General features: G+C 54.5%; 12 protein-coding genes, 1 tRNA gene and 1 pseudogene. 9 read left to right on the plus strand and 5 right to left on the minus strand.

Annotated elements, in window-relative coordinates; all coding sequences use genetic code 11:
• The first annotated feature begins 98 nt into the window (after positions 1-98).
• Positions 99-1946, plus strand: coding sequence for an RNA polymerase sigma factor RpoD (rpoD, locus tag QPL94_RS18300; RefSeq protein ID WP_285359377.1), 1848 nt, complete (start codon positions 99-101; stop codon positions 1944-1946).
• Positions 1947-2061: 115 nt separating this feature from the next.
• Positions 2062-2138: transfer RNA gene (locus QPL94_RS18305), tRNA-Ile, on the plus strand.
• A 658-nt stretch (positions 2139-2796) separates the two neighbouring features.
• Here the strand turns inward: QPL94_RS18305 and QPL94_RS18310 are convergent.
• The 3 genes and pseudogenes from QPL94_RS18310 to QPL94_RS18320 form a co-directional block, all read right to left on the minus strand.
• Positions 2797-2927 (minus strand): annotated as a pseudogene (locus tag QPL94_RS18310) (tyrosine-type recombinase/integrase); the annotation flags it as partial.
• A 211-nt stretch (positions 2928-3138) separates the two neighbouring features.
• Positions 3139-3963 carry a phytanoyl-CoA dioxygenase family protein gene (locus tag QPL94_RS18315; RefSeq protein WP_285359378.1) on the minus strand — a complete coding sequence of 275 codons (825 nt, stop codon included), beginning with the start codon at positions 3961-3963 and terminating at the stop codon, positions 3139-3141.
• On the minus strand, positions 3942-5048 hold the full coding sequence (locus QPL94_RS18320) for a glycosyltransferase (RefSeq protein WP_285359379.1): 1107 nt from the start codon (positions 5046-5048) through the stop codon (positions 3942-3944). The genes QPL94_RS18315 and QPL94_RS18320 overlap by 22 nt, the downstream gene beginning before the upstream one ends.
• Positions 5049-5198: 150 nt before the next feature.
• On the opposite strand from QPL94_RS18320, the gene QPL94_RS21440 reads away from it, so the two are divergent.
• The gene (locus tag QPL94_RS21440) at positions 5199-5582 is read left to right on the plus strand and encodes an integrase core domain-containing protein (RefSeq protein WP_350310653.1); all 384 of its coding nucleotides are present in this window, start codon (positions 5199-5201) and stop codon (positions 5580-5582) included.
• Between the two features lie 167 nt (positions 5583-5749).
• Here the strand turns inward: QPL94_RS21440 and QPL94_RS18325 are convergent, their stop codons facing one another.
• The gene (locus tag QPL94_RS18325; RefSeq protein ID WP_285359380.1) at positions 5750-6082 is read right to left on the minus strand and encodes a tRNA-binding protein; all 333 of its coding nucleotides are present in this window, start codon (positions 6080-6082) and stop codon (positions 5750-5752) included.
• Between the two features lie 35 nt (positions 6083-6117).
• Complete coding sequence (locus QPL94_RS18330) at positions 6118-6240, minus strand: thioredoxin domain-containing protein (protein WP_285359381.1); 123 nt, start codon at positions 6238-6240, stop codon at positions 6118-6120.
• 100 nt (positions 6241-6340) lie between these two features.
• Here QPL94_RS18330 and QPL94_RS18335 point away from each other — a divergent pair, with 100 nt between their 5' ends.
• The 6 genes from QPL94_RS18335 to QPL94_RS18360 all read left to right on the plus strand — a co-directional run bounded on the left by QPL94_RS18335 (position 6341) and on the right by QPL94_RS18360 (position 15330).
• Complete coding sequence (locus tag QPL94_RS18335; RefSeq protein ID WP_285359382.1) at positions 6341-6577, plus strand: TIGR02647 family protein; 237 nt, start codon at positions 6341-6343, stop codon at positions 6575-6577.
• 292 nt (positions 6578-6869) lie between these two features.
• Entirely contained in the window at positions 6870-7340 is a 471-nt protein-coding gene (locus QPL94_RS18340) for a PEP-CTERM sorting domain-containing protein (RefSeq protein WP_285359383.1), read from the plus strand.
• Between the two features lie 341 nt (positions 7341-7681).
• Positions 7682-9019 carry an alkane uptake protein AupA gene (aupA, locus tag QPL94_RS18345; protein WP_285359384.1) on the plus strand — a complete coding sequence of 446 codons (1338 nt, stop codon included), beginning with the start codon at positions 7682-7684 and terminating at the stop codon, positions 9017-9019.
• A gap of 13 nt (positions 9020-9032) precedes the next feature.
• Positions 9033-12281: an Ig-like domain-containing domain gene (locus QPL94_RS18350; RefSeq protein WP_285359385.1), complete on the plus strand. Its 3249-nt coding sequence runs from the start codon at positions 9033-9035 to the stop codon at positions 12279-12281.
• A 278-nt stretch (positions 12282-12559) separates the two neighbouring features.
• The gene (locus QPL94_RS18355; RefSeq protein WP_285359386.1) at positions 12560-14854 is read left to right on the plus strand and encodes a molybdopterin-dependent oxidoreductase; all 2295 of its coding nucleotides are present in this window, start codon (positions 12560-12562) and stop codon (positions 14852-14854) included.
• Between the two features lie 20 nt (positions 14855-14874).
• Positions 14875-15330, plus strand: coding sequence for a DUF2489 domain-containing protein (locus QPL94_RS18360; protein WP_285359387.1), 456 nt, complete (start codon positions 14875-14877; stop codon positions 15328-15330).
• Positions 15331-15548 lie beyond the last annotated feature (218 nt).

Genomic DNA, 15548 nt, shown 5'->3' on the forward strand with positions numbered 1-15548 from the left:
TTGATCACCATCTAACCATCCGGTGGCAGAGCAATAGCGTGACAGCTATAATGGCTGTTTAACTTTTTTACTTTTACCAGCGAGTCCACAGGGTGTCTATGTCAGGCAATTCGCAGAAATCACGTTTAAAAGATCTCATTGCACGAGGCAAAGAGCAAGGTTACCTGACTTACGCCGAGGTAAATGACCACCTCCCGGAAGACATAGCTGACCCGGACCAGGTCGAAGACATCATTCGCATGATCAACGACATGGGCATTCAGGTGTCGGAAGTTGCACCGGACGCAGACACGCTTCTGATGACCGACGGCGATTCCACCGCCGACGAAGCCGCTGCCGCAGAAGCCGCTGCCGCACTCGCTGCCGTAGAATCCGACGCCGGCCGCACCACCGACCCCGTCCGCATGTACATGCGGGAAATGGGCACCGTGGAACTGCTGACCCGTGAAGGCGAAATCGTCATTGCCAAGCGCATCGAGGAAGGTATCCGCGATGTGATGGCCGCCGTTGCACACTTCCCCGGCATCACCGGCACCGTTATCCAGGCCTACGACCGCATCATCGAGAACGAAGGCCGCCTCAGCGACATCGTATCCGGCTTCCTCGACCCGGACGGCGCCGAGCCGTTCATGGACGAAGACAACACCCCGGACACGTCCAGCAGCTCTGACGATTCATCCGACGACGATGACGATGACGACAGCGAAGAAGAAACCGAGAGCGGTCCGGATCCGGAAGAAACCCGCCTGCGCTTCGAGCTGCTGAAAGAAAAGCTCGACGCCGCCGACGAGTGCCTGGTCAAATACGGCCGTGGCCACAAGAAAACCCAGGAAGCCCTGAACGAGCTTGGTCAGGTATTCGCACCGTTCAAGTTGGGTAACAAGGCGTTTGATGAGCTGGTGAACGTGGTCCGCTCCACCAACGACCTGGTCCGTGAAAACGAGCGTGCGATCATGAAAATCTGCGTACGCGAGTGCAAGATGCCACGCAAGGATTTCATCAAGACGTTCCCGGGCAACGAAACCAGCCTTGACTGGGCCGAGAAGATTTCCAAGAGCAAGAAGCCCTACGCTCCGCTGATTGCCGAGCGCATCGACGAAATCGTCCGCCTGCAGAAGCGCATCGCCAACATCCAGACCGAAGTGGATCTGGACGTTTCCGATATCAAGGAAATCAACCGCCGCGTTTCCATCGGTGAAGCCAAGGCCCGCCGTGCCAAGAAAGAAATGGTGGAAGCCAACCTGCGTCTGGTTATTTCCATTGCCAAGAAGTACACCAACCGCGGCCTGCAGTTCCTGGACCTGATCCAGGAAGGCAACATCGGCCTGATGAAGGCCGTCGACAAGTTCGAGTACCGCCGTGGCTACAAGTTCTCCACTTACGCCACCTGGTGGATTCGTCAGGCCATCACCCGCTCTATTGCGGACCAGGCCCGCACCATCCGTATTCCGGTGCACATGATCGAAACCATCAACAAGCTCAACCGCATCTCCCGCCAGATGCTGCAGGAGATGGGCCGTGAGCCCACCCCGGAAGAGCTGGGCGAGCGCATGGAAATGCCCGAGGACAAGATCCGCAAGGTATTGAAGATCGCCAAAGAACCGATCTCCATGGAAACCCCGATCGGTGATGACGAAGACAGCCACCTGGGCGACTTCATCGAAGACATTCAGGCCCTGTCACCCGTCGACTCGGCTACCGCCGAAGGCCTGCGCGAAGCCACCCGCTCCGTGCTCTCCGGCCTGACCGCCCGCGAGTCCAAGGTGCTGCGCATGCGCTTCGGTATTGAAATGAATACCGACCACACCCTGGAAGAAGTGGGCAAACAGTTCGACGTGACCCGTGAGCGAATCCGCCAGATCGAAGCCAAGGCCCTGCGCAAACTGCGCCACCCTTCCCGCTCCGACCACCTGCGCGGCTTCATCGACGACCAGGGCAACGGATAACACCACAACAGTAGCGGGCGCCACCCCTCACCGGTATAATGGCGCCCGCTTTGTTGCTCCCGCCCGGGAGAAACACCCCGAAAAGCAAACCTTTAAGCAGCATTCGCTGACAAAAGGGCCTATAGCTCAGTTGGTTAGAGCAGAGGACTCATAATCCTTTGGTCCCTGGTTCGAGTCCAGGTGGGCCCACCATTTTTCAATGACTTACACCCCTCAAAACCGTCAACACCAGCTCAGATGTCAACGAAACGTCAACACCCGCCGTATTATTCGTAATGCTTTGACAAGACTTGCTCACGCTTTCGATCGTACCGATCATTCTCTTTGCGCAGCTTTTCCTCAAATTTCCTATACGCCTTGTCGACTTTCTTTTCTAGCTTCCTGCGCTTATCTGTGACTTTCCCTGGTTTATCTTCTTTCTCCGCCTCCCGGCGAAATTCTCACTCTGCCTTATCCAAGTCGCGCTCTAGCTCCCCTTCAAGCTTCGCAACTTTGCGATCATATTCATTATCCAAGCACCGGACTTCACCGATTGATTCATCTCGAAAATCAGAGGGTGCCGGGCGGTAGTTGTCCCTGTCTCCATAGCCACGATCTAGCGGGTCAATTCCCGTTTTACGGCGAACTTCTTCTCTCGCCGTTTCAGCAGTTCGATTGATGACATCGTAGATTATGTCCTCAATGAGACGCTCTCCCGCTGACTAAGCAAATGAGCCAAGTGATAACGAAAGCCCCAAGGTCAGCGAAATAACGAAAACAGACTTCTTCATTGGCTTTGAACTCCCACTACTTAGTTTTGAACACGGATAATTATGATCTCATGAACAGCACGAAATTTGGTTCGAACTTTCTAAAGGAAATCTGGAGCTAAATGAGCATACCGCATAGTGAGCTTGAGATCAGAGTGCCCCAAACTTTCTGCAAAGTCAGAATATGGCCACCGTTCATCACGAAGTAACTAGCGGAAGTGTGACGGATCACTGCGCACCCGAAGACAGCCCGAGCATTACCATGGAATAACCGATGGATTAGAGAATGCTTTGCATTCATCGAGTAGCCGGTTGATTTGTTATTGGTCTAGGAATGCCCGTTCTGCCTGGTCGATTTCCAAGCCGACTGAAAAAAACCACAGCCTGATAGTAGGTTGAGTCTGTATTGGCCGGATCGTGCCCGACAAAAAATCGGACTACTCCTATTTATCAGATTCTTGATCATCAAGTCGTCGCCCTAGAGCCAGAGAAAGCAACCGCATTTTCTTCTGCGCGTACCACAAGAGGTTCTGAGGTAATAACGGTTCCCAATAACCATATGGACTGAAGTGCACTATCCACGCTTTTCTTATCTCACCAGAGTGGTTGGGCAAGCTACTGTGAAGGGTCTGCGGAAGGTGGATGATTACATCGCCCAGACTAGCTGTAACCTGCACAGCGTCCTCACAGGCTCGGCCGTCTAATTTTGCAAAAAGAGTATGTGCTGTAGCTGACCGTTGATGCCTTAAATTACCAAGTCGATGTGAACCGGGCACGTATTGCATACATCCCATTGAAGGGACAGTATCTTGAAGCGGGATCCAGACATGCACACTCTGCATCTTTTTTACTTTATCTTTGTACGCTTGATCCTGATGCCAATGTACAGATCCGCTCATAGGCTGCTTGTAGATTGCATGATCAAAAGATGGCATTGTGCGCCGACTCAGAATTCGATTTACGAGATCATTACACTCGGCAAGTAATGGCGACCGCTTCAACGCCGGTAGGATCTTGAGTAGGTGATTCATTTCCTGTATCGCACCTAGGTGATCACCGGCTTCCCCATGCTCGAGAAGCGAATTGGTTCGGCCAGAACTAGCGTCAGAAAATGCATAATCCAGGGCGTGCCGAACCTCAATTAAAGCAGCCGTGCTCAGCACTTTTTTGAGATGAATAAATCCATAGCAAGCCAACTGTGTGTATTCCTGCGTGAAAGACTCTTCTGAATTCAATCGCATTAAGTTCATTTGTTTGAAGGCTTCCAAATCCGATACTGCTTACCTGTAAAAAGAGCGAAAACGGCGCCAAGGACGGCAGTTAGAGAAGCAGTTAAAAATCCTATACTACTCAACTTAGTTGTCCTCCTCGTCAGTAGGAATAAACCTAACACCAACACGACGGTAGCTACAGGATAAGAAGCCATAATAACTGCTTCAATGCCAACGTATATCGTGAGCCAAACCACACAAATTGCAGTGAACCAGCGAAGGATTTTATGGCTAAATAACTGCCACGAAAACCAGCCATGCTTGGACATAGCGAGCAGATCGAAGCTTGAAGATATGGTAGACATACCATGCACAATGGTCCGTTGTTTCCGTTCAAACTCATCAACGAACGTCTTTCCCGGAGAGTAGTACCCTTTAACTCTCTCATCGGTCAATGCTCGATACCCGCTTCTGACTGCAATCATCGCAATATCAAGGTCAGAACAGCCTCGCCCCTTAAGCTTCTTGCATAAGTGTTTTCTAGCCGCGAAGTAAGAGCCACTGACTCCTACGCACGAAGAAAGCTTACTCTCGTATCTTCGCAACATCATTTCGAATCGGATGAAAAATGCGCCCAAGGAATACCTGTCTCCCGCGACACAATCCACTGAGCCGACAACACCGACCTTCTTTTCCGAGAAGTTATTCAGGAGTGTGGAAACTGACCCTGGTTTGATTTTTGTGCCAAGGTCAGAAAATATAATGATCTCGCCAGCAGCTTCTTTAACCCCTGCGATAAGTGCAGCCTCTTTTCCTACACGATGCGGCAACTCTATCAATCTCACTCGCGTATCAGCAGCCACAAGCATAGCTGTATTATCAGTGCAACCGTCAGTAACAATGATTAGTTCATAAAATGCAATCGACGGCGCGGTCGCTAAAATATCTTCAATTTTTTCACTGACAGATTTGGCGCCATTAAACACAGCAACGATATGACTGACAGTATATGCACAACGCTCACAGTCAAAAGCTTCGCGGTTGGGCCTTCCAAAGCATTTGCCAAATAAAACCAAAAGCAAAGGGTAAACAAGACACGAATAGATAATGACGCAAAATGCAAAGAAATTAAGCTGGGCCATGGTCAACCTCTTGTTAGTTTTTTCCGAACTCAGCCATGCCTGGACAATCTCGGTCGCCTAACATGCGCCCAATCACGAAACCAATAACTGCTTATAATTTCGGGCAGCACACAATAACGTAGACACTTACAACATGTATTATCGTAGCACATGTTAATTCGATGGATAGCTCAAACAGAGCAGACGTACTTCAAGACTGACAACGCTTCGGAGGTCGCCGGCAAAGTCACCTACCGCTGGGCGCATGAGGGGAAGATTGAAATTGCTTTCTTACAACCGGGCAAGCCCACTGACAATGCGACGGTGGAATCCTTCAATGGGCGACTACGACAGGAGTGTCTGAACGCAAACTGTTTGTTGTCACTGGCGGCCGCCCGGGAGAAAGTCGAAGCGTGGCGGACGCCCTATTACCATGCCAGCCCCCTTTCCTCATTGGAGTGCTCCACGCCCTCTGACTACGCCAGGGAACATGAGGTTTATCCACGGAAACAGCAACCATCGGAGCCGGGTTTTTCCAACTCTGGCTCGACCTAACACAGGGTCAGTAGGCCAAAGCAAAAAAAATTGACGTAGCACGAGGGCAGAAGCTATTTATTTTGGGTATAAGCGCGGATATATTCACAACCACTAACTGCATACCTTGAATTTTCTTTATCTAACTGGGTTATATGGGTGAAAGGTTGGCCCACCACCTCCCATATTCAAATAAGCCGCTGTCCGTTGCTCACCTTGTGGTCGGTACTCACCAGCGTTATCGCACCTTCATCCGTCTTGATCCCCGTCACCAGGCATTCTGAAATAAAAGGCCCAATCTGTTTGGGCGGAAAGTTGGTCACAGCGAGTACCTGCTTACTCAGCAACTTTTCAGGATCGTAGAGATTCGTGATCTGGGCACTGGATTTGCGAATGCCTACCTCCGGGCCGAAATCGACTTTCAGCTTGTACGCTGGCTTGCGAGCTTCCGGGAACTCGCTCACTTCAATGATAGTGCCGATTCGCAGCTCTACGTTCTCAAAGTCTTCCCAACTGATCATGCCTGGGGTTTCCTCGGGCCGGTTAAGTAATGTGGTTATTGTCGGTGGTCTGCCAGCAGGGTTCCGACGGTGAACGCAATGCCCAGCTCCTTCATCAGGACCCAGGGCCGCAACGACCATGACGAATAATTCTTTTTGGCAATATGAAGGGTGTACATCCGTGTCTTCATCCTGCGGTGGAGTGTCTGTTGTTGCTGAATACTTTGGCTTCGTATACAACTAATGTAAGTCCGTTAAAAATAACACAAGGAAAGCATTATGCCCTTCTCTTCCCACCACATTGATGAACTCAACCTGCTTGCCATGTTTGACCTGTCTTCCGCGCAGGAAGGCATCAAGGTTCACCAGCACTCGGCTGCACCGGAGATGGTTGCGGCCGCTGAACGTCTTCATTCCAAGGGACTGATCACGCAGAAGGATGGCGGGTACCTGACGAGCCTGGGGAGTGAGACGGCGGAGCATGCGCAAAGGGTTCTGTCTGTACTGAGCAGTTAACGCTCTTTGAGGATGGACTGGCTTGACGTCGATTTAATTTACACCAGTGAAAAACTGGCCGCCAGGCGCCTCACCCATATGGCTGTTTAGAAGACGGTTTTCGGTAATGGCATTGTTCATGCTTCTTGTCGTCCGCAGAAGTAAGGAATATTAACCGGGAGCTAGGATGATGAACACGAAAGCAAAGCTTTGGTCGCTGATGACAGCCACGCTGGCGTCAGGGCTTATGATGTCAGGCACAGTTACGGCTGCGCCGATTATTTGCACCGACCCAACTATTAATCACATGTCAATGGATGACTCGCAGGCGTCTGCTTGTCTGGATTCCGGTCTGGGTAACATCCAGGGAGACAATGCTGTTCAGGACGATTTCCTGAATGGTGTTGGATCTGACTACCAGTTTATCGAGAAATCCGAAGGTGCCTCTAACCCGACGCCCATGTACGGCCTCACATACAGCGATGCGGGCGATGGAACAGGGACCTGGGCATTCGACAGCAGTGTTTGGGACATTTATGACACCATCGCCATTGGCTTCAAGTTTGGTGGTCAGAATCAGCCAGACACCTGGTTCGTCTATGAACTGGTATCGGATATTTCCTCAGGCGACTGGGTCTACAATGCCGGCGGCGGGCAAGGGCTTTCGCACGTGAACCTGTATGGCAAGGATTCCGTTCAGGTCCCTGAGCCCGGCACACTTGCACTGTTCGGCCTGGGCATTGTTGGCCTCACCCTGGCTCGCCGGAAAACCCGCGCAAGCTAACTTGTCAGCTTTTTATACAGCCAGCACAAGTACCTCAAGGCTCCCCGGCGGGGGAGCCTTTTTTATTCCCCCCAGAAAACCTGCAACAGTTCACAACTCCCCGTAACAGAAAAAAACACTTTCCGGCCTGATAAGACTCTGTATTTCGGTCATTTTTAAATCATCTTTCACTGGCAAGTGGTCATTGCGACATCAAAAGCTGTCAAGAAAGCCAACGTCCCGATAAGACAAGAACACTACACTGCTTTTCGAACAAACGTACCAACAATGGTTGTCAGCCCTGTCACCTCTCCGGTGCACGGCGAAGATCAATAACAAGACCAACGAATGGAGTGTGTTTCATGGTCCCGACCTCCCGCTTTTCTGTGCGCGCTTTGACGCTCGCCGTTGCAGCCGCCTCTGCCGGCTTATCATTCAGCGCCTCTGCCAGTATGGGCAACCTGGGCACTAGCTATGGCGTTATGCCCGTGGATGTTGCAACCGCTCAGTCACTGTCCATGTTCAACGATCAGGTATCGGCTACTTATTACAACCCGTCTTACCTGACTAGCGACGAGCGCGGTGAGCTCACTGGTGGCATTCTTCATGCGGAGCAGGAGTTGCGCTCCAGCCGGTCTGATGCAGACGGCGACATCGTCTCGAACTCACCGAGCCAACATGTGCTGATCGGGATGAAAACCAACCTTGCCTCGCTGACCCGTTTCAAGCACCCGATTTACCTGGGTTTTATTGCCGGTGTTGAGAAATATGGCAAAGAGATGCTGGCCTTCTCTTCCGAAACCTCTGAAACCGGCCAATATCTCCAGTACGGCAAGGAACCCCTGTTCCTGAATATCGGCGGTGCCACCCCGCTCTGGCGTGGCATTTCGGGCGGTTTTTCGGTACGCGTGACTCTGGAGGCGGCCGCACAACTGGACGCAGTGTCCACGCTTGGCGGGGAAACCAGCCGCGAGCGGCTTGCGGTTAACGCTGAGCCTTCCCTTAAATCCATCCTGGGCACCACCATCAAGTGGGGCGATACCTTCTGCCCTGACAGCAGTTGCTTCCTGGATGGCTGGGAGTCGGCGCTGACCTACCGCACCAAGTCCTCCGCTTCCACTTCGGTTGACTCCAACATCATCGTTACCCAGACCATTCCGGATCCGGGCCTGAGCCTCGCGGTTGCCACCATTGATTCCTTCCAGCCGGAAACCATCGCCATTGGCACCCAATACAAGGGTGACGGCTGGCGTGTCGGTGGCAGCATCGAGCAGCAGAACTGGTCGGAGCTGGAAGACGAATTCGCCGGCGACAGCATCAAGGACCAGGAGAATGTCAGTGCCGGCAACCGCATCGGCTTCGACGACACCCTGGTTCCCCGCATCGGCGCCGAATACCAGTTAAGCCGTAATTTTGCCCTTCGCGGCGGCCTGGCTTACGAAGAGTCGCCCCTGAAAACCACCCGCAACCCCGAGCTTAACTATCTGGATACCGACAAGATCGTGGCCGGGCTGGGTATCAGCGCCACCTACGAGCGCACCCGTCTGCTGGCTTATCCGGTGCGCCTGGATATTGGTTACCAGTACCAGCAGTTGCAGGATCGGGATTTCACCATCGTCGACTTTGACGGCAACGAACGCCAAACAACTGCCGACGGTGATATTCATGTAATCAGCGGCTCCATCACCCTGAAGTTCTGAGGAGAGGTTTGCCATGAAATACAATAAGACACTGGCACTGATACCCGCGATGCTGCTTGCGGCCTGCGGGGGTGATGAACAGACAGTCAACAAGCCCGCCAAACCGGGCTCCGTTGTCTATTCCTACCCCGCTGACGGACAGAGCGAGGTCAGCCCGAAAGCCGATCTGGTGTTGCGGTTTTCCAATGCGCTCAGCGACAACGACCTGAACGGCAAAATACGCATTACTGATGGCGATGCAGACATTGCGTTCTCGACGGAGAGCGTCGATCAGGGACGAAGCCTGAGGATCTCGCCGAACGAAACACTTCGTCCTGGCACCGAATACACCATCGAATTCAGCGAAGATCTTGAGGCGGAAGGCAACCGACGTATCGGCACACCCAACGCCAGTGGTGCCGAGGGCATCCAGTTCACCACACGCGGAGCCCTCAGTGGTATCGCCGCCCTGGATAACCTTGATTCCGGGTTCGCCGTAGCGGAGATGATTCCGTCCGCGGACAGCACGTTCAAACCAATGAATTTCTCCACATTCCGACTGCGCCTGACTCAGGCGGTACACCCCGAGTGGAAAGAGCAAGGTGGGGTCATTGAACTCAAGGACAACAATGGTGAGACAGTACCGGCAACGGTACTGGTCAATGGCCGCTACATCACCATCGACCCGTGCCTGGCCGACAGCCCGCAACTGTGTGGCCGTGAAGACGACGTTCTGAATTCCGGCGAGACCTATACCGTTTCTGTCCGGAATCTGCCAGGAATCCATGGTGATACCCTGGGCGAATTCACCGAAGAAGTAACCCCACGGGACACCAGCCCGACCGTTGTGCTTTTCCAGGAAGTTATCGATTCCGGACTGGGTGCCGGTGACGACGAGGCCAGCGCCCGCCGTTCCCGGCTCAATGGCCAGCTCATCAATGGCGTTACCCTGAACTCCGTATTGCAGGGCATCGCCGGGCCATCGCAGCAAACCGGAGGTCTGTTCGCGGAACTGGCCTATGCGCCCGCTTTCGAAGCCGATGAGCCCCTGCCCCTGCGGGTGCCAAAAGGCAGCGTGCTGAACAGCACCAGCCTGGATGTGAAGATTAACGGTAGTGTGCCTGTCATCGACCCGGCCACCGGCGAGATGCAGCAGACCGGCAACATCAAGGTCACCATGCTGTCGGATGCAACCGGTTATCTGATGCCCAACCCCTATACCGATGACATGAACGCCCCGCGCCACGTCAAACTGTTCATGGACGTCTCCATGAATACGGAAGAGGCACAGCCAAACGCCTCCCTGTCACAGGACCTGCTCGGCGTGGAGCTTACCGGTATTGCCATTGTCGAAGACGGCGTGCTGACCATCGACGCCATCGGCATGGTTGAACCCAACCTGCTGGGCCAGGAATTCACCGACTCCACCATCGCTTTCCGCATCGAGGCCGCGACCGATTCCACATCCGCCCTCAACGCCGCAGACCAGCGCGATGAGGAACTGGCGGACACCACTGGCCCGCAACTGGTGAGCTGGATGCCGGGGCCGGAAAATGCTGTGCCTCCTACCCGCCAGGACATGCAGCGTCCGGGTGATCCGGTAATTCTGAACTTCGATGAGCCGCTGGACGGCGCAACCATTGCCGACGGCATCGTTCTGGACGAAGGTGGCACCCCGCTGACCACGGGCGAGGGCACACTCAAAGCCAAACTGGACGGAACTGCCCTGGTGCTGAATCCGGAAGGTGGGCTGAAGCATGGCGTTACCTACACCGTGCAAATCAGCAACGCACTGACAGACTTGACAGGCAATGGTGCCATGTCTCAGGACCTGACCTTCGCGCTACCGGATTTGGAAGACGGCTCAGTCACCCAGCGGTCGCCGATTGCACTGACCACCCACCCTGGCTACCCCTGCGTAACAACCGGGGTAAATCTGAGCCAGGACAGCCATGGCCAGTGCGTGGATGCCGCACCTGACGGCCCTCGAGGCGACGAATTACCAATAACTACCATGCCGGAAGACCGACCTATTGTGGTGGTGTTTTCTCAGTCCATGAATCTGGACTCGATCCGTAACGGCGACACCTTTGTTGTTGAGAAAGTGGATGAAAGCGGTGCAGTGGTAGAGGCAGTTTCTGGTCGCCTGGAGAAAAACAACCAGCGCATTCGGTTTTACCCGGACGAGCCATGGGAGATCGACGGGTTTTACCGCTACACGATGGCTTCGACTGATCAGGGGCAATGTCAGACCGGCGCTACATCCAACTTTATCTGCGGTGAGAATGGCCTTGCACTTGAAACCGACCTACTGGTAGATCCGGAAAGGTCTGGTGGCCCGGACATGAGTATTTATTTCCGCGGTACCACGGCAGCCGAAACCGTATTTACTCCGCTGAGAAATCTTCCGATACGCGATACCAACTCGAACTATGTAGTCGATTGCGGAACGTTGGGAGGTGAGGACTGCCTCGAACCTTTCACCCACGAGGCCGACGGTAATGGTGAATTCCTGCCTTCTGCAAACGCGGCGAAACTGGCCGTCATCGGTAAGCAGGCAGATGCGCTGGGCATTGCAGTTGGAGCGAGTGTAGGCTGCCCGGCAGACGAAAGCTGCCCACGCAATAAATTCATCTATCAAACTTACGGTCTGAATACTGAAGTAATAGGTCCTGCGACAGATTCGGAAGGCAACAAGGCTGGAGTCCGCGTTCTGTTGTACCCGACCATGCTTGCGACCAGCTCTGCCAGCGTATTTCTGGAAGGTTTCGGCGAACAGGCAACCGGCCCGCAGATACTACGCATGCGTTACGGAACGCCTACTGAAGATAACCCGATGGGGCTAGTCGAAGGTAAAATCGTGGAAGGTGACGACGGCGGCCCCGTTTTCAAGACTACAGCTGAGCTCACCCTGGATGCGCCAAACCTGCATTTGCCGATCGACGATGGACTGGAACACAATTTGTACAGCAAGGAGTTCACCCTGGTACTGGAAGGACCGATCGTATTCTTTGATGACGGGCGCATGCAGATCACACAAATCAATAGCAATGCACCGCCAATCGATGTCAACGTTAATGTCACAATACCGGGCGTTAGCGAGTTCCTCTCATACTCCGCCTGCATCGATGAACGCGGATTCGCAGGTATATTCACCTGTCTTGTGGATTCATCCACCGAAACCGAGCGTGGTGATATAACCATCCCCCTGGAAATTCCTCCACAGGGCGTTTATCTGAACTTCCTCTCCAACCCCATAAAAGAAATCCCGGCAGAGTACTAACTTCAGGCTCCGCTACTTATGGCCAGCCTTCGGGCTGGCCTTTTTTATGGCCGGTTAAGCCAAGAACCCGTTTTCCCCTCGCTTGAATTTCCTGCTAATCTGGTTTTCTATTGAAACTAACTCCCAAGTTGGACTGGCAATCGGGCAGGGTATTCCGAAACCGTGCGGAGCCAGGGATGGCGGAGCCCGAGCGTACAGGGATGTATTCACAGCGTGTTTCGGAATACCCTGCCCGATTGCCGGAGCACATAGTTAATAAAAATACCGGAGAGAGAACCATGGAAAACGGCACCCACTTTCGTACCTGCCACCTGTGTGAGGCCATGTGTGGCGTTGCGATCGAGGTAAAGGATGGCCATATCGCCTCCATCAAGGGCGATGAGGACGACCCGTTAAGCCATGGCCATATCTGCCCCAAGGCCGTAGCGCTGCAGGACCTTCACGAAGACCCTGAACGGTTACGCAAACCGGTACGCAAAACGGCCGAAGGCTGGCAGGAAATGGAATGGGACGACGCCTTTGACCTGGTGGCAGACCGCCTGCACAGCGTGCGCAAGGAACACGGCCGCAACAGCATTGGCGCCTACCTGGGCAACCCCAACGTTCACAACCACGGTTCGCTGGTGGCAACCATGCCGTTCCTGCGGGCTTTGGGCACCCAGAACCGTTTCTCCGCCACTTCCAACGACCAGCTGCCTCACATGCTGGCCAGCCTGGAAATGTTCGGCCACCAGATCCTGTTTCCCATCCCGGATATAGACCGCACCGATCTGTTTATCTGCATCGGTGCCAATCCCATGGCCTCCAATGGCAGCCTGATGACGGTTCCGGACTTCCGCGGCCGGCTGAAAGCCTTGAAAAGCCGCGGTGGCAAAATGGTGGTGGTGGATCCGCGCCGCACTGAAACCGGCAAACTGGCCGACGGGTTTCATTTTATTCGCCCGGGCACCGACGCATTGCTACTGATGGCAATGGTGCACACCCTTTTTGAAGAAAACCTGGTGAACCTCGGCCACGCGGAACCCTTTACCAAGGATGTGGACCTGATCCGGCTTGCGTCTCTCGGGTTCACACCGGAAGCGGTGACAGAACAGACCGGTATGCCAGCCGCGGAGATCCGCAATCTGGCCCGCCAGCTTGCCACCACTCAACGAGCCGCTCTCTACACCCGCATGGGCACCAGCACCCAGGCCTTTGGCGGCGTCGCCACCTGGCTTGCCTATGTACTGAACATTCTCACGGGCAAACTCGACAGCACCGGGGGCGTAATGTTCACCCAGCCGGCGATCGATCTTGTTGCCCTCGGTGGCTTGGCCGGCCAGAGCGGGCATTTTGCCAAGCGGTTCAGCCGGGTGAAGAAGTTGCCCGAGTTTGGCGGTGAATACCCCTCCAGCACCATGGCCGACGAAATACTGACTCCCGGCGAGGGCCAGATCCGTGCGTTCGTAACCGTGGCTGGTAACCCGGTACTCTCCAGCCCTAACGGTGCCCGTCTTGATGAGGCCTTCAGCGGGCTGGATTTTATGGTATCGGTGGATTACTACCTCAACGAAACCACCCGCCATGCAGATGTCATACTGCCGCCAACCGCAGGTCTTGAACGCAGTCACTACGACCTGATTTTCAGCATGTTCGCCGTCCGTAACACCGCCAAGTACAGCCCTGCCCTGTTCGATGCCGGCAAGGATACCCGCCACGACTGGCAGATACTGCTGGAGCTTGCCCATCGCCTGGAGAAAAAGCGCAAAGGCGGGCAACTGCCGGTGCGGGCGGAAATGGGCTGGCGCGCCTTCAAACAAATCGGACCCGACCCGATACTCGACATGATGTTGCGGGCCGGACCCTACGGCGCCGACGTTGGCCGTGTCCGTGGCCTGGTACAACCGGCTATTGACCTGGTCATGGACATTCTCCCGGAGCGCCACCCTCTGCGCGGCCTTGCGAAACTCAGTCCGCTGAACCGGCACTGGCAGGATCTGCCCAAGGGGCTTTCAATCAATGCTCTGAAACAGCTGCCCAACGGGGTAGACCTGGGCCCCCTGCGCCCCTGTATGCCTGGCCGGCTGTTTACCCGTGATGGCAAGGTCAACCTGGCCCCGCGCCGCTACCTGCATGATCTGGACCGCTTGCATGCCCTGCTGTCTGCCCCGCCGGCAGACGGGCTGCTGCTGATCGGGCGCAGGCACGTTCGCAGCAACAATTCCTGGATGCACAATAGCCAGCGGTTGGTAAAAGGCAAAGAGCGCTGTACCCTGATGATGCACCCTCAGGACGCCTCCCGTTGCGGGCTTCAGGCCGGTGATTCGGCCGAGGTTGCTTCGCCTGCCGGCAAGATTGTATTGCCTGTGGAAATTACTGACGACATCATGGCAGGTGTGGTTTCCGTGCCCCATGGCTGGGGCCACCATCGTGAAGGTACCCGGCAGTCGGTCGCCGTTGCACACGCGGGGGCCAGCATTAATGACGTCATCAGCGACGAGCAAACAGATCCGCTGGTTGGTACATCCGTACTTAACGGACAGACGGTAAATGTGAAAGTATGGCGCTCGGAGCGCCCGCGCAAACTGGCCTGAACCCCTGAACGGAGAAATCTATGCCCCCGTGGCTTCAATGGACGCTGATTATTGCCGGCCTGCTGGCTATCGCTTTACTGGTGGCGTTTATCGCTCGCCAGTCCCGTACGCTGCAGGAGGGCAGGAAACGACAGGCCAAAACCGAAGCGTTTCAGAAGGAACGCCGGGAAAGCATGGTGGAAAGTATCCGGGTTCTGGCAATGGCAGTGGAAGAGGATCAGGTGGAATACTCTGAGGCTTGCCTGCGTATCAAGGGGCTGCTGGAGCACGTGGCCCCGGAACTGCTCGAGCAGCCGCCTTTCCGGGTTTTTCAGGAAGTGCATGACCTGATCCAGCACATGCCTACGCACCGGACGCGCCAGGAAACCGAAACCAGATTCGTAGAGAAGATGGACCGTGAAAGACTGGCTGTTGAAGAAAAGCACGCCGATGCCATTCGGCGCGCGGCTACGGCCATCCGCCGCCATCCTTTTTAGTTCAGGCCCACGCCGGCTTCCGACTCCTTGTGGGTCACCGCCGTATCCATTTTTGTAACGTTTTGTAAACGAATATTACCCCTGAAGATTTGATTAGCTTTACAAATCAATCTCTTCACGTGTTACAGGTACATGACACCTCGTTCACTCACCAAACCCGGTCCCGGCGGGCTTTTATTTCCCATCGGATTGGCTAAGTTTAAATCAGAGCGCTGCCT

It is taken from the genome of Marinobacter sp. SS13-12 (genome assembly GCF_030227115.1).
GTDB lineage: Bacteria > Pseudomonadota > Gammaproteobacteria > Pseudomonadales > Oleiphilaceae > Marinobacter.

Coding starts and splice junctions, on each gene's coding strand:
- rpoD (WP_285359377.1), top strand. CDS start 99: ATGTCAGGCAATTCGCAGAAATCACGTTTAAAAGATCTCATTGCACGA.
- QPL94_RS18320 (WP_285359379.1), bottom strand. CDS start 5,048: ATGGCCCAGCTTAATTTCTTTGCATTTTGCGTCATTATCTATTCGTGT.
- QPL94_RS21440 (WP_350310653.1), top strand. CDS start 5,199: ATGTTAATTCGATGGATAGCTCAAACAGAGCAGACGTACTTCAAGACT.
- QPL94_RS18325 (WP_285359380.1), bottom strand. CDS start 6,082: ATGATCAGTTGGGAAGACTTTGAGAACGTAGAGCTGCGAATCGGCACT.
- QPL94_RS18330 (WP_285359381.1), bottom strand. CDS start 6,240: ATGTACACCCTTCATATTGCCAAAAAGAATTATTCGTCATGGTCGTTG.
- QPL94_RS18335 (WP_285359382.1), top strand. CDS start 6,341: ATGCCCTTCTCTTCCCACCACATTGATGAACTCAACCTGCTTGCCATG.
- QPL94_RS18340 (WP_285359383.1), top strand. CDS start 6,870: ATGGATGACTCGCAGGCGTCTGCTTGTCTGGATTCCGGTCTGGGTAAC.
- aupA (WP_285359384.1), top strand. CDS start 7,682: ATGGTCCCGACCTCCCGCTTTTCTGTGCGCGCTTTGACGCTCGCCGTT.
- QPL94_RS18350 (WP_285359385.1), top strand. CDS start 9,033: ATGAAATACAATAAGACACTGGCACTGATACCCGCGATGCTGCTTGCG.
- QPL94_RS18355 (WP_285359386.1), top strand. CDS start 12,560: ATGGAAAACGGCACCCACTTTCGTACCTGCCACCTGTGTGAGGCCATG.
- QPL94_RS18360 (WP_285359387.1), top strand. CDS start 14,875: ATGCCCCCGTGGCTTCAATGGACGCTGATTATTGCCGGCCTGCTGGCT.